The following is a 25695-nucleotide window of genomic DNA, read 5'->3' as shown; positions in this document are numbered from 1 at the left end:
TCTGCGAATTTCGCGGCGGTCCTTTGAAGGAGTCATGAGAAAAACCGTTTAGGTGCCAAGCGGCAAGTCATTTAGCCATTCATTTGACACAGCGTGCACCGAAAAACTTCTCCGTTTTTATTGAGGAAGATTGTTCCAAAGCCTGACGGACCTCATACTCGTCTCCTCAACATCGTACACGATGTTGGGCATGAATCCCAAATCAACGAGCTGACCAGGAGCTAGAAACTCAGCCGACCGATCATACAAAAGATTCAGTTGGCCGGTCTTTTCGATGAGCTCAGCCATTACCTCGTAGTGCTTCGAGGCGTTGTAGTGTTGCTTGCCGGACGCTGCCTCCTGAATTTTATCGCGGTAGTTGATGTAAAACTTAAAGTGTAAAAGAACACCCCAGACAGAAGAAAAATTTCGACTAAAGGGAAGAGGACTATGAATACTACTTCCGAAACGACAACTAACGTCCCAATATATCACAGGGTACTTCATGAGTTGAGGACAGTCGCCAAAGGCGCGGGCCCTCGGTCCACCTAAAACACTGATTCCGCGTTTGTTCAAACTCACCTCGTAGCCGTCAGTATCAAAAAATTTTGCCGTTTTCCAAGGCCTCAAACGATCGTCAGTTTCCTCTTGCTTTGCTGCATCATCGCAATAGCAGTCGATCATTGGTGCAGGCATCCGAGAAATCCCGGATCGCTCTAGTAGCCTGGTAAGATCCTTTAAATCATGAGCTGCACACCTGTCGTAAACGAGTAGTTCATCGGCATCCACGTTGATGTACCAACGATCAACTCCGTAAATATTAAACAGCTGCTCACGCCATAGTCGCCCTCGACGGGCATCTGCGAATCTAACGCTCGACGTCCAAACGTCGACGTCAGATTCTCCTGTCAGGTACTCTGTCGTCCCGTCGGTGGATTGATCATCGACACAGATGAACCTTGTCACGCCGAGGAAGCGATAGTGATTTAGAAATGCCGGCAAAATCGCCAGCTCGTTTCTCGCAATAAAGACAAGAGGGAGATCATCCTTACTGAGGAGCCTCTCCGTTTTGAGCGGCTTTAGGTCGACTTCCCGTCTATCTTTTCGCTCTCGGCGCCCTATGCGAATATCTTCCCATAAGGTCAATGCTTTGTTCAAAAGTCCACGTTTTGGAAAAGTGAAATCAAGCGGAAATGGGTACTTCATTGAATGTTCCAGACGATTTTAAGATTTTACATGCCTAGTCTGAAGTACTTTAGAAAAAGTCGTCATACTATCAATATTACATGGTTTCTTGGCGTGCACATTACTATTCGCCGTCGAAATCCTCGAACAATTCATCGGCCTTTTGTCGACCATATGTGAGCGCTAGTTACAGGCGTCATTTCTTCGGCATCTTTGAGCAAAACAGAGCCTAAGATATCGTCCAAAAACTTTGGAGCCATACCGAAGCCCGGGCGCACGCTGCGGATAGCAGTCGCAGTCACGACCTCACCCGCTCTCATGTTTTTCACAAAATAAAGCGACCGCCTGAACTTTACATTATCTTGCTCGCTTGACTTACGGCCGTAATCGACACTCCCTATCGCCTCCCACGCAGTCCTAGCACTGTCGCAGAGGTCCTTCATGTCCTTCGGTTCCAGCGAAAAACTATCATCTGGCCCACCGCCATTCCGGTCGAGTGTAAAATGTTTTTCGATAATTCGGGCGCCAAGCGCCACGCTCGCAATTGCGGTTGTATTGTTTAGTGTGTGGTCGGAAAGTCCGGTAACCAGTCCATACCGGCGAATCTTGTCCGTGATGGTAGCAAGATTGTAGTCCTTAGATGGAGCAGGGTAACCGCTGACGCAATGCAGGATAGCAATCTGCTTGCACCCACCATCTTTGGCAGCGGCGATTGCCTCCTCTATCTCCTCACCATCGGCCATGCCGGTCGATATGATCATGGGTTTTCCGGTACCGGCTGCGTATTTGATCAAGGCGAGATCCACCGCTTCGAAAGAAGCGATTTTGTAGGCAGGCGCATTTAAATCTTCGAGAAGATCGACTGCTGTATTGTCAAAAGGCGAACTGAAAATCGTGATGTCAAGTTCATGTGCACGCTCGAAAAGCGGCTTGTGCCAATCCCATGGCATATGCGCTTCTTCATAGAGTTGATAAAGACTTTTCCCATCCCACAAACCACCACGAATCTGGAATTCCTCAGCTTCCGACTTCAGAGTTATTGTGTCGGCGGTATATGTCTGCAGCTTGATAGCATCCGCACCGGCAATCTTTGCTTGCTCGACTATGTTTAGAGCAGTCTGCAGGTTGCCATTGTGGTTCGCGGAGAGTTCGGCGATCACATATGGAGGCGTATTATGCGCAATGCGCCGACCGGCAATGTTTATGAAGGCTTCAGAATTCATTTCGCGAGTCTCACTTTTGCTGCCTGCCATTCGGGAGCTGTTATGCCAAAACATACGATGTCATGATAATTACCGCCAACGAAACGCCCGCCGCTTAACACGTCTTGCCGTCTAAAACCCATCTTTTCGTGAAACCGGATAGAGTTTTCGTTGCTTGCAAGTGCTTCTCCTCTAACCGTTGCGAAATTAAGCGCCTCAAATGCGTGAGTGAGTGCCGCGATACCGAGACGGCTCCCTGTGCCTTTTACTGCGTAAGGTGCTATATAGAAGCCCCATTCGGCGGTGCTCGTAGTATCACTGTTACGGAAGCTGACGTAACCACATGGCCCGCTTGCGTCCTCGAAAATCAGAAGAGTCCAGTTTCTATCAAGGTTTTTGCGCTCGAACCATGCTCGGTGCTCTTCAAGACTTATTTCGTGCTTCGTATACATGAACTGGCGAACATGCTCGCTATTTCGCCAGCTTAGCACACGCTCAAGATCTTCTGGAACCATTTTGCGAACAAAGCCAGTAGACATAATGGACATCTTATAGCTCCAAGAAATCCAGGACTCGGGAGGCGCCGTAGCCATCAACAATCGCAGCGGCAGCTTCACTCATAGCAGAGCGCAGGAACTCTCTTTCGATTAACGGATCCAGTGCTGACGGAAGCAATCGATTCAAGACAGTCATGTCGGACACCATCAGGGCAGCGCCGATCTCATCAAGGCTGCGTGCGATGAGCGCCTGGTTTTCAGCCAGCACCATTATGATCGACGGCAGCCCCAGACAACACCTTTCCCACGATGTAGAGCCCGCAGCGCCGATCGCAACGTCGCTTTCACTCATCAAGCGTGCCATGTCCTGTGTATCGACGATCACTTCAGTTGGCCAATCAAGAGTGGTTGCTTTTTCACGTACGAGAGAAAGCCAAGGTGATTGACCGCCCATTACGACAGATATCCTGGTATCACTACTCAGCTTGCAGTGTCGCAAGGCATCCATGACCCGGCTGGTCACATTATCCTTGTCTATCCCCCCCATCGTGATCAAGATGTTTTTAACTTCGCTGCTTCTGCGGCGGACAAGGCTTTCATCGCGGAGCGAGGCAAATTCACTACGCAGAAGCGCATAGCCTGCACCCGCTGCAATCCGGCAACCAACAGGAACCAAATTGCTATAGTCTTCCGTCATCCGCCCGAGGCTCTGATCTAGCAGGATGTCACAGTTATGCGATCGATCTGCGAGGTCGTCGATCACCATGATGTTTTTGCAATGCGGACGTAGTTTGGTCTCCCAACGATTGTTAATCGCATAGTGATCAACGATCAACCAGTCAGGAGAAGCGGCTCCCAATGCGTGAATGGTGTCGCTGGCGTCAGCCTCCATGCTCTTTCCGAGCCAACTGTGATGGGCGGGACGATCAGCAGTGTTGTCAACGGGCGGGCGTGTGGCAAGCGATGGCAGAGTTTCCACCAGATAGTTACGTCTTTGGATAAAATCGATTAGGTTTCCCTCCATTACCCGACAGAGAAACCTGACCTCGGCACCAGCGGATGTCAGGTGATCGGCAAGCGTAAGGCACCGCATAATATGGCCGGTTCCAATGTCAAGAGAGGCATCAGCGCGGATTGCTACCTTCATCCTGCTTGCCCGTTCAGGGCGTGGAGGGATTGGCGCACTGGTACTCCAGCTGCAGCAAGGGCAGACTTGGCACCAGCAGGCGTCTGTTCTGTGAAATGGAATATGCTTGCCGCAGCAACAGCAGAAGCGCCTCCTTTCGTCACGGCATCAACCATGTGCTGATAATTTCCTGCGCCGCCAGAGGCGATTACGGGAACATTTACCGTCTGAACAATTGCCTCAATGAGATCAAGGTCATAGCCGCTCATAGTACCGTCCCGTTCGATCGAGGTGATCAAGATTTCACCCACACCCCGATCTTCGAGCTCGCGCGCCCACTCAACGGCATCTCGTCCGGTGTCTTGATGACCTGCATGACTGAAACATTTCCAAGACTTACTACCAACGGCGCGGACGTCGATACTCGCGACCACGCACTGTGAACCGTGGTGTGTCGCTATTTCGGTAATGAGCTCGGGCGTTGTATAGGCAGCGGTATTGATGCTAACTTTGTCGGCTCCAGCGCGCAGAAGCCGCTGGACATAGTCGATGCGCGTAATGCCGCCGCCGACAGTGAACGGGACGAAACAGTCCTGTCCAAATTCTTCTATTGACTCGAAGTCGGGTGCTTCATCGCTCTGCTGCGCCGCGATGTCGACAAGAATTAACTCGTCCACCTCACGCTGATTATATACCTTGATCGCAGGCAACACGGGTCCGACGCGGCGCCAGCTGTCAAAACCTATGCCTTTAACAAGTCCAAATTGCTTCCACAGGAGCGTTGGAATGACCCTGACCTTTAGCACGCGACGATCTCCAAGAAGTTTTTTAGAACGCGATGGCCAGCACGGGAACTCTTTTCCGGATGGAACTGTGTGCCCCAGACGCACCCTTCTCCAACGGCAGCGGTCATCGCTACTCCATAAGATGTCGTCGCGAGCAGGTGTTGGTCGCTATCAGTGACGAAAGCATAGCTGTGGACGAAATAAAAATCCGTACCATCAGGGATGGATGCAAAAAGCGGACTTGCCGCGCCGTGATGGATAATCGAATTCCAACCCATGTGAGGAACACGGAAATTGCATCCAAGTCTGTCAAGCCGCTGAACACTGCCCTTGATAAGATCTAGTCCCGGCGTGTTCCTCAACGGCTCATCTATTGGGCCTTCAGTGCCACTACTTGCAAGCAGCTGCATTCCAAGGCAGATACCAAGAAGCGGCCTTCCATAGGCTACACTATCCTTAATCGCGTCAGGCCAGCCACCGTCGCTCAAGCGTTTCATGCATTCCGAGAAGTTGCCCACGCCAGGCAGAATGAGGCAGTCGTTGTGATCTATCTCCGAAGGCGAAGTGATCAGGTTCGGTGTGACACGCAACTCTTCAAGCGCCCGCATCACAGAACCCAGATTACCTACGCCATAGTCTATGATGCCTACGTTCATGGGTTGTCATAATTCAGTTTCACCAGATTGCCTAATCGATCCTTGAGAAGCGCACCACTTGAATCACGCTTAAAAATTTTGCGATTGGTGAACTTGTCACAAACCTTTATGAATTCGTCAGTGGTCATTGCGAGGGGCTCTAGAATTTCTTCGAGAGACTTACCGAGATATTCCCAAGGGAATTGGCCATCAAGGCGTTTTACCGTTTCTATCCCGTCCTGACGCGTCAGACGATGGCGCCGGATATGGAGGCAGGCTAGGTCGGTCGCTCGGCCGAATCCAAATTTCAGGTATTTGAAGTAGTCATGAATTCCGGTTTGGTGATTGTCGAGATTCTCGTAGTTAACCATGGAGCCCTCCACCGTTTTGTGATAGCTTGTGAAGCCGTTTGCCTGAGCGATAAGCGCGTTGGACAAACCATCCCATGGCAGGTAATGACCAAGGAACAAGCCGGTCACTCCAACACGAGCGAGTTCGTCATCGCTCGGATAGCTATAGTTTATGAGGTGACGAGCCTCGATGTCTTCCATACCTGGGATATCGGACACGCGCAGGCCCAGCAGGCCCCCGAACTCCTCAAGCCAGCGGCGGCTCAGAACATTGTTTTCCGAGTCGGCTGCGGGGCCGCCATACTCGTTCTGCGAGTTTTCGCCCCAGATGATGAGCGGAACATTATACTGAACGGCTGCGCGAACAGGAATCGTGAAAATGCCTACATGTTCCGGCCAAGAGATATCCCCGACCTGCGTAAGGCCGATACGGTTAAGTTTCGCGCGTACCAGAGGATTAGGCGACACTTCAACGCAGTCGACTCCAAGATGCTTGAGATTCTCGATATTTTTTCGCCCGATTTCGCTCAAATCGCAGGTGCTAGATGTCACGCAAAGCGGATTAAGGCCGAGCTGCTTTATGCGGATAACCTGATAAGTGCTGTCCTTGCCCCCACTTACAGGAACGATGCAATCCCAGTTACTGGCATCGTTGCGGCGGTATCGTTCAAGAACCTTCAACAAATCCTGATAGCGCGTATCCCAGTCTACTTCTGTGCGCCGTTCGTAGCTGCGGCAGGCATTGCATATGCCATCCGCGTCCAGATGCAGGTCTGGCTTGGTGTCAGGCATCACACAGCGTTTGCAATAGGTCAGCATGTAATTCCTCACTTTTCCATTAGGAACCAAGTAATATCGTCTTGCGGGAAATTAGGGTCTCGCCGATAGGCAAAGCCGTAATCGACCAACCTGAACTCCGGTCTGCGCTCCATGATTTCGCCCGCAAAGTCGCGTTTGAACAGCCTGTCACTATGGCCGCGATAAGGAATCGAAACCGGAGATGGGTTGTAATATTCAGCAATCAGCAGGTATCGGCTGGTGGATGCCGCTAGTTTATCATAGACATCTGGCAGCATGTCCGGGTTGAGGTGAATCAAAACACCTTTAATCAGTGCAAGGTCACTCACCTTCTGCGGCATAAAATCCAAGATCGACGTATGGTGTACTTGGTCCTCAGGTAGAAAACTCCGAAGCTCGGCTGCGGCGTCCTTGTTAATCTCGATGGCGTGGAGGTCGATATCTGGATTAAGGAGACGCAGGGCCTTCAGGTTCATCCCGATATTTGCGCCGAACTCTATGCAGCTTTTGACACCGCGCGCTGAGGCGAGCGCCTTGGAAAAGAAGTTGAGGTTAGAGGCGAGGAGCTTTTCACCTTGATTGCGGGCGATGTAGTCTGAGCCAAATTCTCCTGCCCAGAACGTTTCCTGCTCGGTCTTATATTTTTCGTTGGCGTCCTGAGCCATGGTCTTATTCCGTATCCTGTGGTGCGAGACTGCTTAAAAGGTCGAACATGATTTCCGCGTAACGCCAATCTTCTTCGGTATCGATATCCTGAACGCGATAACGAGGTACCACAAGCGGCATCGCCCCGGAAGAGAATATCGGCTGGCTCTTCAGCCACGCCTCTCTGGTACCCCAATAGAATTGCCCTGCGTCATAATAGGCCTCCTCGAGATCCTGCGAGCGCGTACCATACAGTTTCGGATTGAACATCGCAGCTCTGCCATCAGAGTCGATCTTTATCGCGCGTTGCACTGGAGCAGGGTAGCTCACGACGGGAAAAACGTAGTCGCTGCTGTGCGTTAAGAGACGATCCAGCGCCTGTCTGATATCGCTCGGTTGTATAAACGGCGCGGTGGCATAGATGCAGCAGATTTCCTCGACGCACACACCGCTTTCCATCGCCCATTCGATTGCATGAGCAACGACGGGAACGGTTCCGGTATGATCATCTGAAAGAGAAGAGGGTCTGATGAAGGGCGTTTCCGCGCCCGCGCTACGCGCAAAATCGGCAATTTCCGCGTCATCGGTCGAGACGATGATCCTGTCGAAGCAGCCACTTTTGAGTGCACCCTCGATCGACCATGCGATCATGGGTTTTCCGGCGAAAGGCTTGATGTTCTTTCGCGGAATGCGCTTGCTTCCGCCGCGCGCTGGTATGACAGCCAGCCTCATCGGTTAAGTGCCTGCGTTACGCTTTGGATCACCTGATCCTGGCCCTGCGTTCCCATCGTAGGGTAGAGAGGCAGAGTAATCCCCTCGGCATAGTATTTTTCTGCCTCCGGGAAGTCGCCAGGTTTGAACCCCATTCGAATATAATAGGGCTGAAGGTGAACCGGTATGTAGTGCACATTGACACCGATACCGGCCTCGCGCAACAAGTCGAAAACTTGTCGTCGGCCGCGAGCAATCTGGTCCAGCTTGAGGCGCACCGGATAAATATGATAGGCTGAATAGGTATCAGGGTGCTGCCAAGGTAGGATCAAAGGTAGCTCATCCAGAAGATCGTCATATCGCTTGGCTAGCGCTTGACGCACCGATACATACTCGTCAAGGCGAGTCATCTGGCTGATACCTAGCGCGGCTTGAATTTCTGTCATCCTGTAATTGTAGCCCAGCTCAATCTGCTGGTAGTACCAAGCACCTTCGGTCTCTTTCGTCATAAGGTCCGGATCGCGCGTGACACCGTGACTGCGAAAGAGGCTCATCCTTTCAGCGAGAGATGCGTCATTGGTTACCGCCATACCGCCTTCTGCTGTCGTTACGATTTTGACAGGGTGAAAGCTGAAGACCGTGATGTCGCTATAGTTGCTGCTTCCAACATATTCGCCGAGATATTTTGCACCCACAGCATGTGAGGCATCCTCAATGATCTTGAAGCCATACTTATGCGCCAGCGCGTGGATGGAACGCATGTCGCACGCCTGACCACATAAATGAACTGCGATCACGACCTTTGGCAGCCGTCCATCGGATTCAGCTATACGCAGCTTTGCCTCAAGCGCATCGGCACAGAGATTGTAGGTTCTTGGATCGACATCTACGAAATCGACTTTTGCTCCGCAATATAGTGCACTGTTGGAGGACGCGACGAAAGTTATGGGGCTGGTCCAGACCCAATCTCCCGGCCCTACACCAAGCGCTAGGCAGGCGATGTGCAGTGCCGATGTTGCACTGTTGACAGCAACGCCATAGTTCGCGCCAACATGTCCGGATACCACTGTTTCGAAGCGAGGAACGATTGGTCCCTGCGTTAGGAAATCAGAGCGAAGAACATCGATCACCGCGTTGACATCGGCCTCTGTGATGTCTTGCCGTCCATAGGGGATCAAAATCAGAAGCTCCCTATCTTTTCCTCATTCGCCTCAAGCCACCTCGCCATATCTGCGTCCGTCATCCACTCACTATTGGTGTCGCTGGAATAGACGAACCCTGGCTCGACCTTTTTACCTTGCTTGATGCGTTCCGCAGACTCTGCCCAATCATAGATTGCCGGGAGGATCTTGAAGTGGTCGGCATATTCGTATGTGTAGTAGGAATCTTCAGCACTTATCATCTGCTCGTGAAGCTTCTCGCCTGGCCGAATGCCAATGAAGTCTTGCCTGGCTTCAGGGGCGAGGACTCGAGCAAGATCCGTTACCTTCATCGACGGAATCTTCTTAATATAGATTTCGCCGCCCTCCATGTCCTCGAACGCATGCCAGACGAGGTTGACGCCCTCTTCAAGCGAAATCATGAAACGGGTCATACGATCGTCTGTAATTGGCAAGACGCCCTTTGACCTGATTGAGAGAAAGAACGGGATGACGGAGCCACGTGAGCCCATGACGTTTCCGTAACGTACGACAGAGAACCGGGTCGCATGGCTCCCGCTGTATGAATTACCAGCGACAAATAATTTATCGGAGGCTAACTTTGTCGCACCATACAGGTTGATCGGACTGCTTGCTTTGTCCGTTGACAGCGCGACAACGCGTTTTACACCTTTGTCGATGCAAGCATCGATCAGATTCATTGCACCATTAATATTTGTTTTAACGCATTCAAATGGGTTGTATTCTGCTGTCGGCACAATCTTTGTAGCCGCAGCGTGTACGACAAAATCTACACCATCAAGCGCGCGATAGAGACGATCTTTATCTCTTACATCGCCGATAAAGAACCTTACCCTATCGTCGCCGCCGAATTTCTTCGCCATCTCCCATTGCTTCATCTCGTCTCGCGAAAAAATGATGATTTTACGAGGATTATACCTCGCAAGCGTCATAGGAACAAAGCTATTTCCAAACGAGCCTGTACCACCAGTCACGAGTATTGTTGAATCTTGAAGCATGAGACGACCTGAATTTCAGAATTCACGGTGGTATACACGGGGTCAAGGATAAGTCAAAACACTTCGAAGGAACTGTTCGAATTTCTTGTGGTCGAAGAGCTGCGGCCGGGCATGTTGCGCGGTATGTTTAAGAGCCTGACGAATGCTTTCATTCGCTTGCAAGAGCGGTACGTTTTCAAACGTATATTCTGAACATTCGGCAAGCTGTAAGACTTTCTTGCCACTCATTGCCGCTTCGATCATAACACTCGAATACGAGCCCAAAACGAGTTCTGCATCGCGAATGTCGACATTCAATGCATTTTTGGATATTTGCAGATCAAGCTGCTGACACTGACGCATCAGTGATTTGTCCTTTTTGTCTTTAGGGTGAAGGCGAAGGCGAATATCATAGCCTTCTGATCGAGCTCGTTTTACCAACGAAGTGATAGCGGACATTTCGGCATCTCTGTCGGAATCAACAAGACTGTTCCAGGCGATCAGAGCAAGGTTTTCGACTGGTTCAGATGGAAAATAAGCTTTCGGATATCCAAAAAAAAGTACCTTTCGAGCGTCGCTGGAATCGATAGCAGAAGCTAGGTCATTACGTTGCTGTTCGGTCCATGTAATGTGATAGTCAGCGTAGATCGGGGCGATGCTCAACAACTGTCGATCTTGAACGTATCCATGAGAAAAAACTATGTAAGGCGCACCAATCTCGCGAGCAGCGCGACAGTAGAATCTAGCGTGAGGAAGTGTGTCGCCATCGGCTATGAACAACCTCACATTTGCCTTGATGAGAAATGATTTTACCTTCTCAAAGTTCTTTCGTGATTGTTGCTCAAGCTTTGCTAGGAGTTTTCGGTCTTCAAGTGCATGTATAAAACCGTGCTTGCGAACGATCCGCATGAATCTTGGATAAGCGGTACCGAATGTAGCAACTTTGTTGAGGTTTTTGTTGTCTGTCAGCAGTTGCAACCCCAACAAGTGTGCTGTCTCTTTCAGTCCACTTTGAAGACAATCGAAGCGTTCCAGGCTGAGGTAGTATTGCGGCGAGTTGCTTACCGGCATCCGCCACAAAGCATATGAAACTTGCAACATTCTGCGGAGACTTAGTCTGCTGGCACCACGTGCATTTTGCTTCGCGAGATCTTCGTATCCTCCCTCTGCATTCCTGAGCTGTTTCTCAAAAAGCATCAGTGCGTATGGGTATTCGTCATATAACCAATCGAATTTTTTTTTGAATTCATGATCGAATGGCAGATAATTAGAAAAGTCCATAGTTGCTCGCGAGGTTTGACAAATTACGCCGATGTTAAAAGCTCTGTTGGGATTGAAGTCAACTCGCTTAGTCGAACGATACGGCGCCGTAATAACGAGCCGTACGTTCAACCCGTGCATTAATGAAGAATTTTAAAAGTGTGCCATTAGCGAAATCATTTAGTCCTACGACTTTAGATTAGTAAAATCTGATTTAATACGGTCTGCGGAGGCAGAGGATTTCGTTGCGCCACTTTACCTGAGTTCGCAGATACCATGCGGCCTGTCACCAGCTTCCTCGGAACAACCAGTTGTGCCTGCCACGCTAATCGCATCGTAGAATTTGAGGGTCTTCCCAAGATGCAATGAACCGTTTTCAGATAAATGCCCATCATTTTCGTAGAGGGGCACACCAGCATCCACAACAGAGCAGAAAGATCCACCACATAGAAAAGAACGTAAACTCACGACAGGATAAAGCTCAGATATGTCATGCATTAGCCGAGTTACCAGTCGGTCATATTCAAGAGTGTCATGCAACCATATATTGCATGGAGTGGCAGCGATACCGATCGCGACGGTTCGTGCGACACAGATGCCGTGATCATTGCCATCTCTGGGTGGAGGTGCAAAAATGACTGGTTGGGCGCCATTTGAGGCGATCTGATCCAAAGTCCTCGTAAGTTCCTGTAGGATCAAATCATATCCGCCAGACACGCGCGTTCCGTCGCTCTTGAGGACATGTGGAGCAATGATGGAGTTTATGAAAGGAGAGGAAATCACTACGAATCTAATAGATGGTTTGTTGGCGATGTAAGACATAATCTCTGCATTGTGCTTCAGACAGCCTGACGCCCACGACTGCGACTCGCCTGAAGGATCCCATGACATTCCCAAAAACGGCGCGCACTTGCTTTTGGTCAGTTGAACCAATCGGACGCCATCATGTGACCCCATTATCCCATTGATAAGGTGACGAGCGAACGAATCTCCCCAGACAGCTATCTCGGGATTTGGCGCTGTTGTGCATTCTCCGATAAGACGATCTTCGCACCCACTTCCAAGACCCTGTGCACGTGCATTGGCCGCGACAACATCAGGTCTCATGGCGGCAAAACCATTGGTGTAATCTCCGACCCCACCGATGGCGCCGAGAAACAGGGCCACAACAAAAAGCATTGGTATCGCAAACCGTGTTGTAAGGAATCGCCGATCGCGAAACGGACGCTCAATAAATCTATAGGTTGCAATCGACAAAAGGAATGCGAGCGCAATCAATGCCGCATATTCTGACTTGGTTATGCCGTCAAAATCTCTCAGCCCCCATAACGCAAAAAGCGGCTGGTGCCAGAGGTAAAAGCTGTAGCTTATCAGTCCCATGAATACCAATGGACGAATGCCGAGAAAACGCCCCACAAGGTTCTGAGGGCCAGCGAACGCCAAAATTAACAATGTTCCTAAAACCACTGGCACGGTTCGCCAGCCTGGGTACCAATCTGACTCTGTCACGAAGACGTAGGAGCCAATTATTAAACAGAGCCCTAATATTGCTGCAAGGCCGCCAAAGCATTGCCAGGATGGTTTTCTATCAAGTTGCAAAAGTGCAAGCGTGCATCCTGCGCCTATTTCCCAAAAACGTGTAGGCAGGAGATAAAAATTGGCTACAGGATCGTATAGCGGCACTATCTGCGTCAACAAAAGGCTTAGAACACTCAAAAAAATTAGGGAACCAATCTGATTTGGCCTCTTCCACCTACGAGTGAGCAACAGCAAAATTGGGAATATAATATAAAATTGTTCTTCTAAGGCTAATGACCAAGTATGAAGTAGTGGTTTAAGCTCATTGGCGGGCGAAAAATAGCCAGTCTCTTGCCAGAACAGGAAGTTTGAGAAAAAAAGGATAACCGAGTAGATGCTTTTTCCGAAATTATTCAACTCTTGAGGAAGCATCCAAAGCCATGCGATCGGCAATATGGCAGCAATAATAAACAATAGCGCTGGAGCCACTCTCCGCATTCGCCGTTCATAGAAAGATATTAGATCTACGCTAGGCCAACGCGGGTCTCGACAAAATATGGAGGTAATTAAGAAGCCGCTGATTACAAAGAAAACGTCTACTCCGGCAAATCCTCCGGGTAGAAAGGTAAAGTGCGCGTGAAACAGCACGACAGGTACAACGGCAAGCGCACGTAAGCCGTCAATCTCGCGCCTGTATTCCATCTACAACCTCTGGATATTATCAAGTTTGACGGCTACGTGGGAACTCAATCTGTCAATCAACGTTCGACCGTACAACTGGGCTTCTCATTATACGGAGATTGCTGCTTCGTAAACTTTTTTGACATCGTATGGATTGTATATTCTCCTTTACTACGCCAAGATCGGAAATTCATAATTACTTATTTCGTGATAATTCTGCTTACATCCTCCTCACTGATCGATTGCATCTTGAACAACTCTCCAATAAGCGCATCGAGGTCACTACTGTTCTGCCGCAGGATTTCCTGTGCCCTGGCCAGCGCCGTCTCCAACCGCGCATAAACCCGCGCAGAAAGATCCGGATTCCCGTCGAGAACGCATCCCTGGTCCTTGTCGTGGCGATACAAAAGCGGATGAACTGCGGCAAAACCCAACGTCCGCTCCATGGCAACAGCGAGCTTGGTGGCGCGGGCAAAGTCGCTGTCATCACTGCCGCCCGACCCTGACGACACCCTGCCGACGACGATCTGCTCGGCGGCCCGACCAGCCATCAGCATGGCCAGCATATCCTCGAGATATCCGAGCGTATCGCTGCCGGAAGCTGTGAAGCCAAGCTGGCTGTAACCGCCGTTTGCCGTATCGATGTTGATACCATGGATCGGTCCAAGCTTTAGAATATGATGAACGATAGCGTGGCCCGCCTCGTGAACGGCAAAACGCCAGCGTAAATCGTATGGGACGGCGGGGCGATCCATCCGGATACCAGCCTCCAGATCCTCGAACCGCAGAGCCCGCTTTTCACGTCGGGCTTTGAGGCGTGCCTGGCGAACGATGCGCTCGATGTCAGCGCCCGTCAGCCCCATGGCACGTGTTGCCAGACGTTTCAGGATGGGATTGCTGGCGCTGTTGGTGTTGGTTTCCATATTGGTCAAACTCCCTCGGTTGGCAGGTTTGGATCTGCATCGTCGCGGTCCCGGCTATCTTCCCGCGCGCCCTCGACGTGGTTGGCGTCGACACTCCGATCTGGTCGAGCTTCGACGTTGGCGGGGTCATTTTTGGACGTGACGGTCAGACCCTCCATATCGCTGCCGAGGTGATGGGCAAAGATGTCCGCAAGCGTGGCAATGTCAGGCCGCGGGATTTCAATGTGCGTTTCCAGCCGCCCAGACCGCTTGATGGCATCGTCGATCTGTTCAGGCCGGTTCGTCGCACCGACGATGATCAGACCCTCGCTTTTCACAGCACCATCCAGCAATTCCAACGCCTTGTTGACGACCGCATTCCAGTAGCCAGCATACTCCCGTTCGGCTGGTTGACGTTTGCCGATGCCGTCGATCTCATCAATGAACAGGATGGACGGCGCTAATGCACGGGCCTCGGCAAAGGTCTTTGCCATCTTGTCGATGACATCATTGAGATGCCCGCCCTGCAGCCATGTGGAAACGGACGTGACGACCAACGGGACCTGCAGGGAATTACACAGCGCCTTTTGCAAAGGTCGTTTTGCCGGTGCCGGGCGGCCCTGACAGCAGCAACTTTACACTCATATCAGACCACGCAAGCGTGCCTGCCAGATAGTCAACCAGATCCGCCTTGAGATCCAATGCCCAGGTACTGGCCTTGCCGTATCCGGACGGCGTCTCAACAGCGAGCGCCGGTCGATCGCCTTCGCCTGACTCCCGTGGCTGCGGCTGGATAACCTCAGCACCCGACGGCTTGTCACGCTTCCACTTGCCACCGTTTTCATTGGCCTTGTCCGAACCGGTGGAGTCCTTCGACTTCGACGCCTTCTTTTCATGCCCTGAAGACGTCTCATCATCGTCGTCATCGCCGTCCCGGGCAGCAATGCGATTGCGTTCTGTCAGCGAGGCCAAGACAGCAATCACCTCACCTGCGCTGCGTCCCGGCCGGAAGGCGAGCACGACATCATCGATCGTCAGATAATGCGCGTCGTATGCCTTCACCCACTGCTGCAGTGCCTCAAGCCCACTGGCACCATGCACCGTTTCGATCATGGCGCTGATGAAGGGGTAGTCGAGCCAGCCGGAGGTAAGATCGATGTCGGCGGCAATGTTGATGTCGGACGGGATTTGGTCGGCACGTTCGGCAATCGCCACGACCGGATAATCTCGCGTCAACGCATTGACCAGGCGCCGCTGCAATGCGGATGCCGTCAGGCGATGGACGCTCTGCCCCATGAACTGAACATAGATCCGGGACGATTGCGCGCTTCCGTCAAAAACACCGTCATCGAAGACATATTCGCCATCAATGCCGTTAAGCGCACCGCCGGGAATAAAGCCCTGTGTCTCGATCAGCCGCCGCATCGCCTGTTCGAAGCCTGCGATAGGTGCTTGCAGAGATACGACCGGGGCCGTCATGACGGCAGCACGCGCAATCCTGGAAAACGGCATGCGACTGTTTTCGATTGCACGTGACAGGACGAGGGCTGCAACGATATTACTGACCAGCGGTGGCCTGCCAGCACGTCCGACGAGACCGACCGCATAGGCACGGCGTGCATGATCCATATCCAACGCTGGCTGGTAGCTGGCCGCCTGCTTTGGTGGTAGCAGAAACGGCAGGATCGATGCCAGCGGCTTGGTTTCGGTGACGACAATGTCGGACGCGGGCGGAGGCGGCATGAGATAGCCGCCAAAATTCCGGCGCAGCCATGCAAGGTCTCTTTCCGGATTACCGGAGAAACGCGTGGTATCAAAGGCCGGTACGTAACGACGCAGCACATGCCCGCCGATCTCAACGATCTTTACGTCCAGCAATCCATTGATATGCGCATTGCGGCGAGCCTCACGCCGGGCAATGCGTTCAAGGCGACGAACGAACAGACGTGACAGCTTATTCATCGGATTCACCCTCCCTCAGTGCGGCAATAATTGCCGCTTCGGTATCCAATGACCCGTCTCTCGACGGCTTGCGGCGTTGCAGGCTACCCGGCCCTGCCTGTCGACGCTCCTTGATGAGGCGGCGGCCAAGCCGGACCTCGCTAGAATGCGTGTGGGTGGCATCCGGCGCGTACGGGTCGGCAACATCGCCGTTGCGTCGCACGAGCCAGTCCATCACCAGGCAGCAGGTCGGATCACCGTGCGCGGCATGTTCCTGCAATCGGCTCATGATCGTATCCGGAAGGGTACCAACCATCCCGCCCTGCTGTCTCACATGGCACAGTGCCAGTCCGATGAGCAGAGCCGGATCATCGGCAAGCATCTGGACACGACCGGATTCGAAAGAATTGAGGATGGCACCAACGGTGTAACGGCGACTAAGGGTCGAGGAGAGAGAGGACGAGATTGGCTCGCAGCGCACACGCGCGGGCACATCCGAATGAGTGTCGGAAGACATGACGGCTCCTTGGCCAGACAGCAATCGGTCCGGCGCCAGTGACAGATAAAGGAATGGTAGGAACTCACGGCTCCAGGCCGTGGCAGCCCTTGCCCGCTGCTCGAAGACAAGCGTCAGGAAGCGGCGGACGATGTCAGGGGATCAGTGCGCCACAGGACGGCGAGCAAAGCCAACCCGGATGTAGGTCGGTTTCGATCCGTCTTCGTGATCATCATCCTGGCCGCAATTGAGCCGGTCGATGGAATCGGGGCCAACATCGTCAGAACCGCGATCCTCGTCCTGCGAGACCACACTATGGGACCTACTCGAACCGCTGAGATCGATGCGAGAACGGATGGCCGGATACGAAGAGGCCATCCCGGTTGGCACGAGGGACACGGGCTGGTCGCGGATACCAATCGCCTTGCGTGCCTCTGCCTCAAGAAGCTGCTGGACTTTGCGACCAAAACGCAGACGCAACTGTGCCATGCAGGCCGCGACACCGTCGATTTCAAGCAGGTCGTCGATCTCTGACAAAGCCCATACCCCATTGGCATGGTTGCTCGGGCGGCTGGCACCATCAACGATAGCCACTTCAACCGTGTCGACCATCAGACGCTTGTGATGCTTGTAGAGCCAGTCGGGCAGAACCATTGCGGAAGCCATCATCTTCATCTTCAACTCTTCGAGACGGCTGGTGTCGCCGTAAGAGGCCAGCGAGCGCTTCAGGTCAAGAATGTAGGCGGTGTGCCGGATGCGGTTCACGATGATCAGGTCCGGCGTGTAGCTTCCCTTGGCTGGTGCCTCGCAATCAAGCTTGATGCCGTCGAGTGACGACCAGTCGTTTCCAGACACAGCTTCCATGGCGGCTTTTACCAGAGGCAATTTCAGGGACTGGGTCAGAACGGTGATGTTGGAATTGGTCTTGGCCAGGCGCTCGACGGCCTGTTCCAGAAGCTTGCCCTCCCGGAACGATACGGCGCGAACGAGCGAGGCGATGTGAACGTAGTGGCCAAGGATCTCGTCCTCGACAGGCTCGCCATCGGCGATTGCGGCGATGGCGCGATCAATCAGCAGATCGAGATCATCAGCGACATCGGCAAAGCGAACCAGGTGCGGATGACGGCGCAGTGCGGCAGGTTCGGGAACGGCGTGCATGGTAGAGATCGTGTCCCGGCCGTAGCCGTGGGGGCGATGACGTGACCCGGTGGACGGAGCCAGAGAAGGCACGCTGCCGTTGGCGTTCATGTGGGAGGTCGAACGAAGAACTTCCCCGGTCGAGGGGATGGATGTAAACGTGGTCATAGCCCGATTCCTTTTCGCGAAGGCATGAGGGTCAGGCCCTTGTCGATGTTTGCAGCATCGGCTTGGGCCGTTTTGTCCCAGTCATCTGGAACGCCCTTAAACCTGGCAGGACCGGCGCTCGGGTTCAAGGTCCCAAAACAACAAAAAAGAACAAAGCCGGTACAAGGTTAACAGCAGGCTCACGATTGACGATCGCGCCTTCGCCACGTCGATCTGCAAATCCGCCTTTGAGGATTTTCGCGGTCGCCGCGCCAACTCAATTCAGCCGCTAGATGCGGGCAAAAAGAAAGGGCCGACAAGCGGCCCTCTCGAATGTTGACTGGAAGGCGCAAGCCGCCATCCGGTGGAGTTCATGCCATTACGGCAGTTGGCAGTTCCACTTCTTCTGATAGGTTGACATCGATCTCGTCGCTTGGGTCGTGTTCGACCTCGTGGGCGAGTGGCGGCACGATATTGATCTGCGCAAGGATCGCCGTCGGTTCGGCACCCTCGTCCACCCCATCCGGAGCGCCCTCGCTAAGATAAGAGATCTCCGCCCGTTCGCTCGCAACTGCAGCCGTTGGTCTTTCCAGCGGCCACTTTGGTTTGCGTTCCTTCGAGACCACCCAGAGCAAGACCGGCAGGACTTCAAGCTGCAACCAGTCCCGCATACCGCCCGACTTCGGCCACTGCTCAACACCTCCCAGTTTATAGAGGATGTCATGGACCCGCGCCCATTCGCTCGACTTCGGGAACGTCATTGCGCGTGCGTTGCAACGCAACTCAGTTTCCGTCTCGACAAACAGCGCCAGGTTCGTCAGTTCGAGCCGGGCAACACGGGAAAGGTCCTGAACCTCCTTGGCAAGCGCCTCTTTGATGACGCGTTTCTGCGACAGGGCCTCTTCGATTGCCCGGCAGATTGCCACGATATCGTCGATGAACACTTTCAGACCCTCGCGGCTCTTGAGCGCGATCAGAGCCTTCAGCCCGGTCAAGCCGCCGACCGAGAACTGATCATTCCGTTTCCCGTCGTCTTCGTCCTCGTTGGTACTGGCCATGATCGTCTTCACATCGGCAACCTTTAGACGGCCGGCCTCATTTGCGAAAGCGATCGCCTCGACGATCCGATCCTCAGTCGCTGATGACAGGTGGAACAGCACGGTCGATCCAACCGAAAGATCAACCAGTTCATCACGGCAGAACCCGAGGTTGCGGAACACCGCCATGTAATTGCGGGCGCTGCGGGCTTTCAGGTTACAGCGGATATCGACCCACCTGTTGAACGTACCCTCAGGCAGGATCGCGGCCACTTGCGCCAGGTGATCGCCAAGTTCGAAGGTCTGTTCCGTCGTGCGGCGGCCAAGCTCATGGATGCGGGACGCGGTGTCCTCCAGCTTTGTATATACGGCGGTCGGGATGTCCATATCCGCATAAAAAGCGGCAGAAGAAGCGGCGGCAGTCTTGATTTCCTGAGTTGAGGTCATTTTATGTCTCCAGTTGTTGCTGCGGGCATCCGATCAGTCTAAATGACCGGATACACATATTTTACTGCAGAAATTGGAAACAACAAAACGCAGGCATTTCCTCATCAACGTATATAATTAATTTAATCAATCATTATGACGTTAGTGACATAGTAATTATTTTTGTAATATTTCGATCTAAGTCAATATAATTATTTCCTTGCTGCAATTTCAAATAATTTCAGGATTCTAATCTATCATAACCTGCGTAAACCCAGCATAAATTTGGCGCGCAATCCTCAAAAATTCGAACATCGGCGCATTTTAGGCCGCTCCTACGTATAGTCCGGAAGCCGCCAGCCTCGTTGAAGTAACGTACTCTTCTCTTTTGAGGCACCCCAATACACCTCCTCGGAGCACCCAATCTTGTACCAGAAACGCAAACGACCACTCGCGACGAACGCTTGGAAGGTCATCTTACGGCTTTGGTCCGAGCAATGCTGAACAGTGGCCCCGCCGCAGACAACATCGATGCGGCGTGATTTCCATCACTAGCTCGCAAGTCTGATCAGATCGCGATCCATCGATCCAGGTTGCCCGCACGTCGAGGCAAATTGCGCTCATTCGATTCTCAGTTCTGGATTTCTGATTCAGTAGGATGAATCTGCGATTCTGCAAACGGCGTTTGCTTCCAACACCTCATCTCGACTTGCTTCAACTTGCCTGCAACTCGTCTCAAATTGCGTATCGATGATTCACAACTCTGTAAAAACGATTCATAAACCGGGATTTGCGATTCCAGCGCAAACGGCGTTGCAGGTCATGCTGACATCTGACATGCGTGGCATGTCGGTCGGGGAGAGAGACATCATGCCAAGAAAGCCAGAGGAAGCGCGTAACAGTGAACAGCGCAAGCGGCAGCAGATGTTGCGTGACGCGGATCGCAAGGCAAAGAGACCAGGCCGTGACGACATCGCGCGCGTCGCGCTTTACTGGATGATTTCCAACATGTCGGCCAAGGGGATGTCTCAGGTGCTGGAGGAGTTTCAGGACCGGATCGTCTCCATGCTAGCCGAGCAGGGTTTCGACACCCGCGAGAGCGAGGTCGTGCTCGACGAACTCGTCCACAAATACAGCAAAGGCGGCCAGCCGTTTCGTCGCAAGGTTCACCTGCTCTATTCTGACGATGCCGATCGGGACACGTGAAGCGGATCCCTGCCTTTCCTGATTGCGCCCCCCGCCATCCATCATTCGATGGCAATCCACGCCTAACGGCGTTTGCCCATTTTACGGCATCTCCCCCCATTACTTCTTAAAACGCCGTTCGATTCTGAATCGGATTTCCAGAGGATTTTACGCTGGTCGGTTTTCACCTGAGACGCACCTTCGAGATACGGTATTCCACCTCAAGTCGATTCTGTTGCATTAAGAGCACAGCGACGCTTTAACTTAATGGTTGATAACCCGTTACCTCTCGTGGCCGATGGGCGTCAATCCGTAAGTTCTCAACGCGAAGCCGTGTCTCATTTTGGGAATTGCTCTGAGTTAGCGCGAAACGAGTGATCAATGTCAACAATTACAGTCACTTGCAGAGCGTCGTAGAACATGCTTTGGAAGCAACAGCAAGTGTTCAACCCAGGCCAGTCCCGAACGGAAAGGAGGCGCCCATGACCCATTACCATCATGCTGAGTTCGTGCTCCTACCGTTAGGTGACATTGAGTGCAGCGCCGCCTTTGTTCGGATCTCCACCGGCCGCATGCGCGATCGTGCCCTTCGGGCAGATCTCCGTCGACGACGACGAAGATCTGCTCATGAAAGGAGCCACCATGTCGCATACCCCTCCCTCGCAGGAAGAGACCTGCAAGCTCGCCCGTTCTAAAGACGATCGCCAGAACATTCTGGTGTTCCCCGTGGACAAGGCGAGTGCTGCACGCCTCAGCAACTCGCAGTCCGCTCAGAGCGCAATCGCCACGGTAAAACCGGCGGCGACGAATACCGCAATTGCTGCAGGATTGGTCAAGAAGCGCTATCTCCACGACGCTGTCAACGACACGAAGTCCCGCTTGTATTCCGGACCAGATGTCATCGCCTCGATTGCTGGCGTACCCCTATCCCAGGTGAATGATGCCATTCGTCAGGTGCGTTTTGGCGCATCCTGGCCTGATCTCTCCTACACTCCGCAGATCAAGTGGGTGCTTTATAGCGAGATCGAGAAGGCATTGTACCTGCTCGGGTATACCGGAGAGTGGCGCTGGCTGCGTGATCAGCCAACGCTCGCGGCCTATTTGAAGGCTCGCACCGGCAAAGAGCGCGATCATCCCTGCGTGCTTTCGATCAGCAATTATTACGTCGCAGTAAGCGGTGGCGTTTTCTGCGACGTCTCCAGCCGCGGCATCGTTGTTGATATCGACGATGCAGAAGGCCGCCGCAAGAAAGTGCACCGTGTCTTCGTCGTGACGACTCGCATTGCACCCTCGCCGATCGCTTCAAGAAAGCCGGTGCGCAAGGCTAGTCCAAGGGGCAAACTGGATCAGCTTTTTCGTGAGGCGATCAAGGCTGAGACAGGAGCGGTCCGCGTCAAGATCACGCCGAGCGAAGTCTTCATCATTCGTCACGACGGGAGTGGCTGGTACTGGCTGGGTAGCCGCGACAGTGTCGAGGACTCTATTTTGAGGCCACATTCCGATCATCGTCTTCGTGGCGACACGGACGAAGCCGCGAGCTACCGCAAAGCGATGGGCGAATAGCTCCGAGCAAGCAGGTGTCGTCGCGGCAATTATTGCCGCGACCTTTTGCTCTGCCGCCGAGCCATGATGGCTTGGCGGCTCGCCCTGTCCCAAGCAGCCCGTGCCAGGCTACCATGTGCCCAATTCGTCGCCTCACGGTCGAGCAGACCGCACCAGACTGGCCGACCACATCGGCCAGTCTCCACAATCACAATATTGAAGATGGAATTCAACACATGACGAAGAACGTTCTGTTTTATGCCCGCTACTCCACCGACCGCCAGCACGAGGTCTCGATCGAGACCCAGATCGAACTCGGCAAGTCCTTTGTCGAGCGCCAAGGCTGGAAGCTGGCTGCGACCTATTCCGATGCAGCCACCATCATGGCATCCATGGAGGTTCTCGATCTGATGGAGCAACAGTTCCTTGCCGCAGCAGGCAACGATTTCATGGCGCGAATCGGGTCTGGCGAGATCGACACGGAGGCCAAACACAAAAAGCTCCTCGACCAGTATGGTGAGGAGCTTGAACGTAAATATCTGGAATGGTCGAATTTACAAGTTTCAGTGGTTGCGGGGGCAGGATTTGAACCTGCGGCCTTCAGGTTATGAGCCTGACGAGCTACCGGGCTGCTCCACCCCGCGTTACCAGCGCAAGTTCGAAGAACTTGTCGCGCCAGAGCAAACACTTTTTGTTTGCGCCTCTACCGACTTTTGCGTTAGCAAAATGTCGTCTTTTCCGGTTTTTGCCGACGGCAAAATACCGTTTGCGTAAATCCTTTAGGATTTATGCCTGTTGCCGAGCAAATTGCGAAGCGATTTGTCTCGAGTAAGGACGCACTGCATTTCATTTCAAAAGCAAAAGGCCGCTTGATAGCGGCCCTTGGTATCGGCTGGGCCGAGGTATGTGATGAGAAGATGTTTTTGTTGTTTTACGTTGCGTTTTGCAGACCTGGCAGCGACCTACTCTCCCGCGTCTTAAGACGGAGTACCATTGGCGCTGGGGCGTTTCACGGCCGTGTTCGGAATGGGAACGGGTGCAGCCGCCCCGCAATAACCACCAGGTCGGCAAAACGCAACATATGTCCATGTTTTGGCATGGAAACTGTTGTTTCGAGAAGCTGGAGAACACGAGGTTCTTTTTTGTCTTAATACACGTCTCACTTGACCTATCCGTATTTCACCCTTGCTGCAGTGTGAGCGGGGCGTCCTACAGGACGATAGTCCGTCGCCAATCGTTTGGCGCGCCGTCCGCAGCGCCTTTGGCGCGTGAGGACAGAAGTCTCATCTTCATCTTCGATGAAGATGAACATAATCAATGGGAACGAAGAAGTCGATCGAGCTATTAGTAACGGTAAGCTTCACATGTTGCCATGCTTCCACACCCGTCCTATCAACGTGGTCGTCTTCCACGGCTCTGATAGGGAACACTCGTTTTCAGGTTGGTTTCCCGCTTAGATGCCTTCAGCGGTTATCCATTCCGTATATAGCTACTCTGCTATGCCCTTGGCAGGACAACAGATCCACCAGAGATACGTCCATCCCGGTCCTCTCGTACTAGGGACAGATCCTGTCAATATTCCTACACCCACGGCAGATAGGGACCGAACTGTCTCACGACGTTCTGAACCCAACTCACGTACCGCTTTAAATGGCGAACAGCCATACCCTTGGGACCTGCTCCAGCCCCAGGATGCGATGAGTCGACATCGAGGTGCCAAACAACCCCGTCGATATGGACTCTTGGGGGTCATCAGCCTGTTATCCCCGGCGTACCTTTTATCCGTTGAGCGATGGCCCTTCCACACGGGACCACCGGATCACTATGACCGACTTTCGTCTCTGCTCGACTTGTCAGTCTCGCAGTCAGGCTAGCTTATGCCATTGCACTCGACGACCGATTTCCGACCGGTCTGAGCTAACCATCGCGCGCCTCCGTTACTCTTTCGGAGGCGACCGCCCCAGTCAAACTACCCACCATACACTGTCCCGGATCCGGATAACGGACCGCGGTTAGACATCCACGAAGATAAGGGTGGTATTTCAAGGATGGCTCCACAAGAACTGGCGTCCCTGCTTCAAAGCCTACCACCTATCCTACACATGCCTTGGCGAATGCCAGTGTAAAGCTATAGTAAAGGTGCACGGGGTCTTTCCGTCTGACCGCAGGAACCCCGCATCTTCACGGGGAATTCAATTTCACTGAGTCTATGTTGGAGACAGCGGGGAAGTCGTTACGCCATTCGTGCAGGTCGGAACTTACCCGACAAGGAATTTCGCTACCTTAGGACCGTTATAGTTACGGCCGCCGTTTACTGGGGCTTCAGTTCAGAGCTTGCACCCCTCCCTTTAACCTTCCAGCACCGGGCAGGCGTCAGACCCTATACGTCGTATTGCTACTTCGCAGAGCCCTGTGTTTTTGATAAACAGTCGCTACCCCCTGGTCTGTGCCACCCTGACATACTTGCGTACGACAGGGTCACGCTTCTTCCGAAGTTACGCGTGCAATTTGCCGAGTTCCTTCAACATAGTTCTCTCAAGCGCCTTGGTATACTCTACCTGACCACCTGTGTCGGTTTCGGGTACGGTCTATACGGTGGAGCTATTTCCTGGAACCTCTTCGCCGCACATTCAATCCAATAAGAATGTACAACACACGAGATCCGTCACTACCACCAGGCCCACGAATATTAACGTGGTTCCCATCGACTACGCGTGTCCGCCTCGTCTTAGGGGCCGGCTAACCCTGCTCAGATTAACTTTAAGCAGGAACCCTTGGTCTTTCGGCGAGGGAGTCTCTCACTCCCTTTATCGTTACTCATGTCAACATTCGCACTTCCGATATCTCCAGGGGCCCTCACGGGTCCCCCTTCACAGACTTACGGAACGCTCCGCTACCACAGCACAGTCACTATAACTGTACTATCCTCAGCTTCGGTGCATGGCTTTAGCCCCGTTACATTTTCGGCGCAAAGACCCTTATTTAGACCAGTGAGCTGTTACGCTTTCTTTAAATGATGGCTGCTTCTAAGCCAACATCCTGGTTGTTTTGGGATCCTCACATCCTTTCCCACTTAGCCATGACTTGGGGACCTTAGCTGGAGGTCAGGGTTGTTGCCCTCTTCACGACGGACGTTAGCACCCGCCGTGTGTCTGCCGATTAGTACTCCTCGGTATTCGGAGTTTGGTTAGGATCAGTAAGACGGTGAGTCCCCATAGCCCATCCAGTGCTCTACCCCCGAGGGTATTCGATCGACGCACTACCTAAATAGTTTTCGCGGAGAACCAGCTATTTCCGAGTTTGATTGGCCTTTCACCCCTAGCCACAAGTCATCCCAATCTATTGCAACAGA

General features: G+C 52.8%; 22 protein-coding genes, 1 tRNA gene and 2 rRNA genes (1 of these 25 cut by a window edge). 2 read left to right on the top strand and 23 right to left on the bottom strand.

The features are described 5' to 3' along the window. Window positions 1-117: 117 nt before the first annotated feature. The 19 genes from RMR16_RS13655 to RMR16_RS13565 all read right to left on the bottom strand — a co-directional run bounded on the left by RMR16_RS13655 (window position 118) and on the right by RMR16_RS13565 (window position 19637). A complete protein-coding gene (locus RMR16_RS13655; protein ID WP_320200352.1) occupies window positions 118-1185 on the bottom strand; it encodes a glycosyltransferase family 2 protein in 1068 nt (355 codons plus the stop codon). A 131-nt stretch (window positions 1186-1316) separates the two neighbouring features. Beyond that, window positions 1317-2387 carry a pseudaminic acid synthase gene (gene pseI, locus RMR16_RS13650; RefSeq protein WP_320200353.1) on the bottom strand — a complete coding sequence of 357 codons (1071 nt, stop codon included), beginning with the start codon at window positions 2385-2387 and terminating at the stop codon, window positions 1317-1319. Continuing rightward, a complete protein-coding gene (pseH, locus tag RMR16_RS13645; protein ID WP_320200354.1) occupies window positions 2384-2914 on the bottom strand; it encodes a UDP-4-amino-4,6-dideoxy-N-acetyl-beta-L-altrosamine N-acetyltransferase in 531 nt (176 codons plus the stop codon). Before pseH ends, pseI begins: the two co-directional genes overlap by 4 nt. Window position 2915: 1 nt before the next feature. Then, window positions 2916-4010 carry a UDP-2,4-diacetamido-2,4,6-trideoxy-beta-L-altropyranose hydrolase gene (pseG, locus tag RMR16_RS13640; RefSeq protein ID WP_320200355.1) on the bottom strand — a complete coding sequence of 365 codons (1095 nt, stop codon included), beginning with the start codon at window positions 4008-4010 and terminating at the stop codon, window positions 2916-2918. Beyond that, on the bottom strand, window positions 4007-4795 hold the full coding sequence (gene hisF, locus RMR16_RS13635; RefSeq protein WP_320200356.1) for an imidazole glycerol phosphate synthase subunit HisF: 789 nt from the start codon (window positions 4793-4795) through the stop codon (window positions 4007-4009). The genes pseG and hisF overlap by 4 nt, the downstream gene beginning before the upstream one ends. Beyond that, window positions 4789-5430: an imidazole glycerol phosphate synthase subunit HisH gene (gene hisH / locus RMR16_RS13630; RefSeq protein ID WP_320200357.1), complete on the bottom strand. Its 642-nt coding sequence runs from the start codon at window positions 5428-5430 to the stop codon at window positions 4789-4791. The genes hisF and hisH overlap by 7 nt, the downstream gene beginning before the upstream one ends. After that, window positions 5427-6578, bottom strand: coding sequence for an N-acetyl sugar amidotransferase (locus RMR16_RS13625; protein WP_320200358.1), 1152 nt, complete (start codon window positions 6576-6578; stop codon window positions 5427-5429). The genes hisH and RMR16_RS13625 overlap by 4 nt, the downstream gene beginning before the upstream one ends. Before the next feature lie 8 nt (window positions 6579-6586). After that, on the bottom strand, window positions 6587-7222 hold the full coding sequence (locus RMR16_RS13620) for a pseudaminic acid biosynthesis-associated methylase (RefSeq protein ID WP_320200359.1): 636 nt from the start codon (window positions 7220-7222) through the stop codon (window positions 6587-6589). A gap of 4 nt (window positions 7223-7226) precedes the next feature. Next, window positions 7227-7934 carry a pseudaminic acid cytidylyltransferase gene (gene pseF / locus RMR16_RS13615; RefSeq protein ID WP_320200360.1) on the bottom strand — a complete coding sequence of 236 codons (708 nt, stop codon included), beginning with the start codon at window positions 7932-7934 and terminating at the stop codon, window positions 7227-7229. After that, window positions 7931-9091, bottom strand: coding sequence for a UDP-4-amino-4,6-dideoxy-N-acetyl-beta-L-altrosamine transaminase (pseC, locus tag RMR16_RS13610; protein ID WP_320200361.1), 1161 nt, complete (start codon window positions 9089-9091; stop codon window positions 7931-7933). The genes pseF and pseC overlap by 4 nt, the downstream gene beginning before the upstream one ends. Window positions 9092-9093: 2 nt before the next feature. After that, the gene (pseB, locus tag RMR16_RS13605) at window positions 9094-10092 is read right to left on the bottom strand and encodes a UDP-N-acetylglucosamine 4,6-dehydratase (inverting) (RefSeq protein WP_320200362.1); all 999 of its coding nucleotides are present in this window, start codon (window positions 10090-10092) and stop codon (window positions 9094-9096) included. Between the two features lie 42 nt (window positions 10093-10134). Further along, a complete protein-coding gene (locus RMR16_RS13600) occupies window positions 10135-11352 on the bottom strand; it encodes a hypothetical protein (protein WP_320200363.1) in 1218 nt (405 codons plus the stop codon). 234 nt (window positions 11353-11586) lie between these two features. Next, a complete protein-coding gene (locus RMR16_RS13595; RefSeq protein ID WP_320200364.1) occupies window positions 11587-13551 on the bottom strand; it encodes an acyltransferase family protein in 1965 nt (654 codons plus the stop codon). Window positions 13552-13730: 179 nt separating this feature from the next. Further along, the gene (locus RMR16_RS13590; protein WP_320200365.1) at window positions 13731-14453 is read right to left on the bottom strand and encodes an ATP-dependent Zn protease; all 723 of its coding nucleotides are present in this window, start codon (window positions 14451-14453) and stop codon (window positions 13731-13733) included. A 5-nt stretch (window positions 14454-14458) separates the two neighbouring features. Continuing rightward, a complete protein-coding gene (locus tag RMR16_RS13585) occupies window positions 14459-14989 on the bottom strand; it encodes an ATP-binding protein (RefSeq protein ID WP_320200366.1) in 531 nt (176 codons plus the stop codon). Window positions 14990-15005: 16 nt separating this feature from the next. Continuing rightward, window positions 15006-16394, bottom strand: a complete 1389-nt coding sequence (locus RMR16_RS13580) for a hypothetical protein (protein ID WP_320200367.1) — start codon at window positions 16392-16394, stop codon at window positions 15006-15008. Beyond that, window positions 16387-16890, bottom strand: a complete 504-nt coding sequence (locus RMR16_RS13575) for a hypothetical protein (RefSeq protein WP_320200368.1) — start codon at window positions 16888-16890, stop codon at window positions 16387-16389. The genes RMR16_RS13580 and RMR16_RS13575 overlap by 8 nt, the downstream gene beginning before the upstream one ends. A 141-nt stretch (window positions 16891-17031) precedes the next feature. Continuing rightward, window positions 17032-18174, bottom strand: coding sequence for a hypothetical protein (locus RMR16_RS13570; protein ID WP_320200369.1), 1143 nt, complete (start codon window positions 18172-18174; stop codon window positions 17032-17034). Window positions 18175-18524: 350 nt separating this feature from the next. Beyond that, window positions 18525-19637, bottom strand: a complete 1113-nt coding sequence (locus tag RMR16_RS13565; protein ID WP_320200370.1) for a hypothetical protein — start codon at window positions 19635-19637, stop codon at window positions 18525-18527. An 849-nt stretch (window positions 19638-20486) separates the two neighbouring features. Between RMR16_RS13565 and RMR16_RS13560 the strand changes: the two genes are divergently transcribed. Next, window positions 20487-20822 (top strand): hypothetical protein, encoded by a 336-nt coding sequence (locus RMR16_RS13560; protein ID WP_320200371.1) that lies wholly within the window; start codon window positions 20487-20489, stop codon window positions 20820-20822. Window positions 20823-21443: 621 nt separating this feature from the next. Continuing rightward, window positions 21444-22364, top strand: coding sequence for a hypothetical protein (locus RMR16_RS13555; RefSeq protein WP_320200372.1), 921 nt, complete (start codon window positions 21444-21446; stop codon window positions 22362-22364). Window positions 22365-22393: 29 nt separating this feature from the next. Here the strand turns inward: RMR16_RS13555 and RMR16_RS13550 are convergent, their stop codons facing one another. From RMR16_RS13550 to RMR16_RS13535, 4 genes are all read right to left on the bottom strand, one after another. Continuing rightward, on the bottom strand, window positions 22394-22837 hold the full coding sequence (locus RMR16_RS13550; RefSeq protein ID WP_320200373.1) for a hypothetical protein: 444 nt from the start codon (window positions 22835-22837) through the stop codon (window positions 22394-22396). Between the two features lie 73 nt (window positions 22838-22910). After that, a tRNA-Met gene (locus tag RMR16_RS13545) sits at window positions 22911-22987 on the bottom strand. 305 nt (window positions 22988-23292) lie between these two features. Next, a 5S ribosomal RNA gene (gene rrf, locus RMR16_RS13540) occupies window positions 23293-23407 on the bottom strand. Between the two features lie 259 nt (window positions 23408-23666). Then, window positions 23667-25695 (bottom strand): 23S ribosomal RNA (locus RMR16_RS13535) (it continues 865 nt past the right edge of the window).

The organism is Agrobacterium sp. rho-13.3, assembly GCF_033957765.2.
GTDB lineage: Bacteria > Pseudomonadota > Alphaproteobacteria > Rhizobiales > Rhizobiaceae > Agrobacterium.
The sequence above is the reverse complement of the archived record's forward strand: the minus strand, read 5'-3'. Positions and strand labels throughout refer to the sequence as shown.

Coding starts and splice junctions, on each gene's coding strand:
- RMR16_RS13655 (WP_320200352.1), bottom strand. CDS start 1,185: ATGAAGTACCCATTTCCGCTTGATTTCACTTTTCCAAAACGTGGACTT.
- pseI (WP_320200353.1), bottom strand. CDS start 2,387: ATGAATTCTGAAGCCTTCATAAACATTGCCGGTCGGCGCATTGCGCAT.
- pseH (WP_320200354.1), bottom strand. CDS start 2,914: ATGTCCATTATGTCTACTGGCTTTGTTCGCAAAATGGTTCCAGAAGAT.
- pseG (WP_320200355.1), bottom strand. CDS start 4,010: ATGAAGGTAGCAATCCGCGCTGATGCCTCTCTTGACATTGGAACCGGC.
- hisH (WP_320200357.1), bottom strand. CDS start 5,430: ATGAACGTAGGCATCATAGACTATGGCGTAGGTAATCTGGGTTCTGTG.
- RMR16_RS13625 (WP_320200358.1), bottom strand. CDS start 6,578: ATGCTGACCTATTGCAAACGCTGTGTGATGCCTGACACCAAGCCAGAC.
- RMR16_RS13620 (WP_320200359.1), bottom strand. CDS start 7,222: ATGGCTCAGGACGCCAACGAAAAATATAAGACCGAGCAGGAAACGTTC.
- pseF (WP_320200360.1), bottom strand. CDS start 7,934: ATGAGGCTGGCTGTCATACCAGCGCGCGGCGGAAGCAAGCGCATTCCG.
- pseB (WP_320200362.1), bottom strand. CDS start 10,092: ATGCTTCAAGATTCAACAATACTCGTGACTGGTGGTACAGGCTCGTTT.
- RMR16_RS13600 (WP_320200363.1), bottom strand. CDS start 11,352: ATGGACTTTTCTAATTATCTGCCATTCGATCATGAATTCAAAAAAAAA.
- RMR16_RS13595 (WP_320200364.1), bottom strand. CDS start 13,551: ATGGAATACAGGCGCGAGATTGACGGCTTACGTGCGCTTGCCGTTGTA.
- RMR16_RS13590 (WP_320200365.1), bottom strand. CDS start 14,453: ATGGAAACCAACACCAACAGCGCCAGCAATCCCATCCTGAAACGTCTG.
- RMR16_RS13580 (WP_320200367.1), bottom strand. CDS start 16,394: ATGAATAAGCTGTCACGTCTGTTCGTTCGTCGCCTTGAACGCATTGCC.
- RMR16_RS13575 (WP_320200368.1), bottom strand. CDS start 16,890: ATGTCTTCCGACACTCATTCGGATGTGCCCGCGCGTGTGCGCTGCGAG.
- RMR16_RS13570 (WP_320200369.1), bottom strand. CDS start 18,174: ATGACCACGTTTACATCCATCCCCTCGACCGGGGAAGTTCTTCGTTCG.
- RMR16_RS13565 (WP_320200370.1), bottom strand. CDS start 19,637: ATGACCTCAACTCAGGAAATCAAGACTGCCGCCGCTTCTTCTGCCGCT.
- RMR16_RS13560 (WP_320200371.1), top strand. CDS start 20,487: ATGCCAAGAAAGCCAGAGGAAGCGCGTAACAGTGAACAGCGCAAGCGG.
- RMR16_RS13555 (WP_320200372.1), top strand. CDS start 21,444: ATGTCGCATACCCCTCCCTCGCAGGAAGAGACCTGCAAGCTCGCCCGT.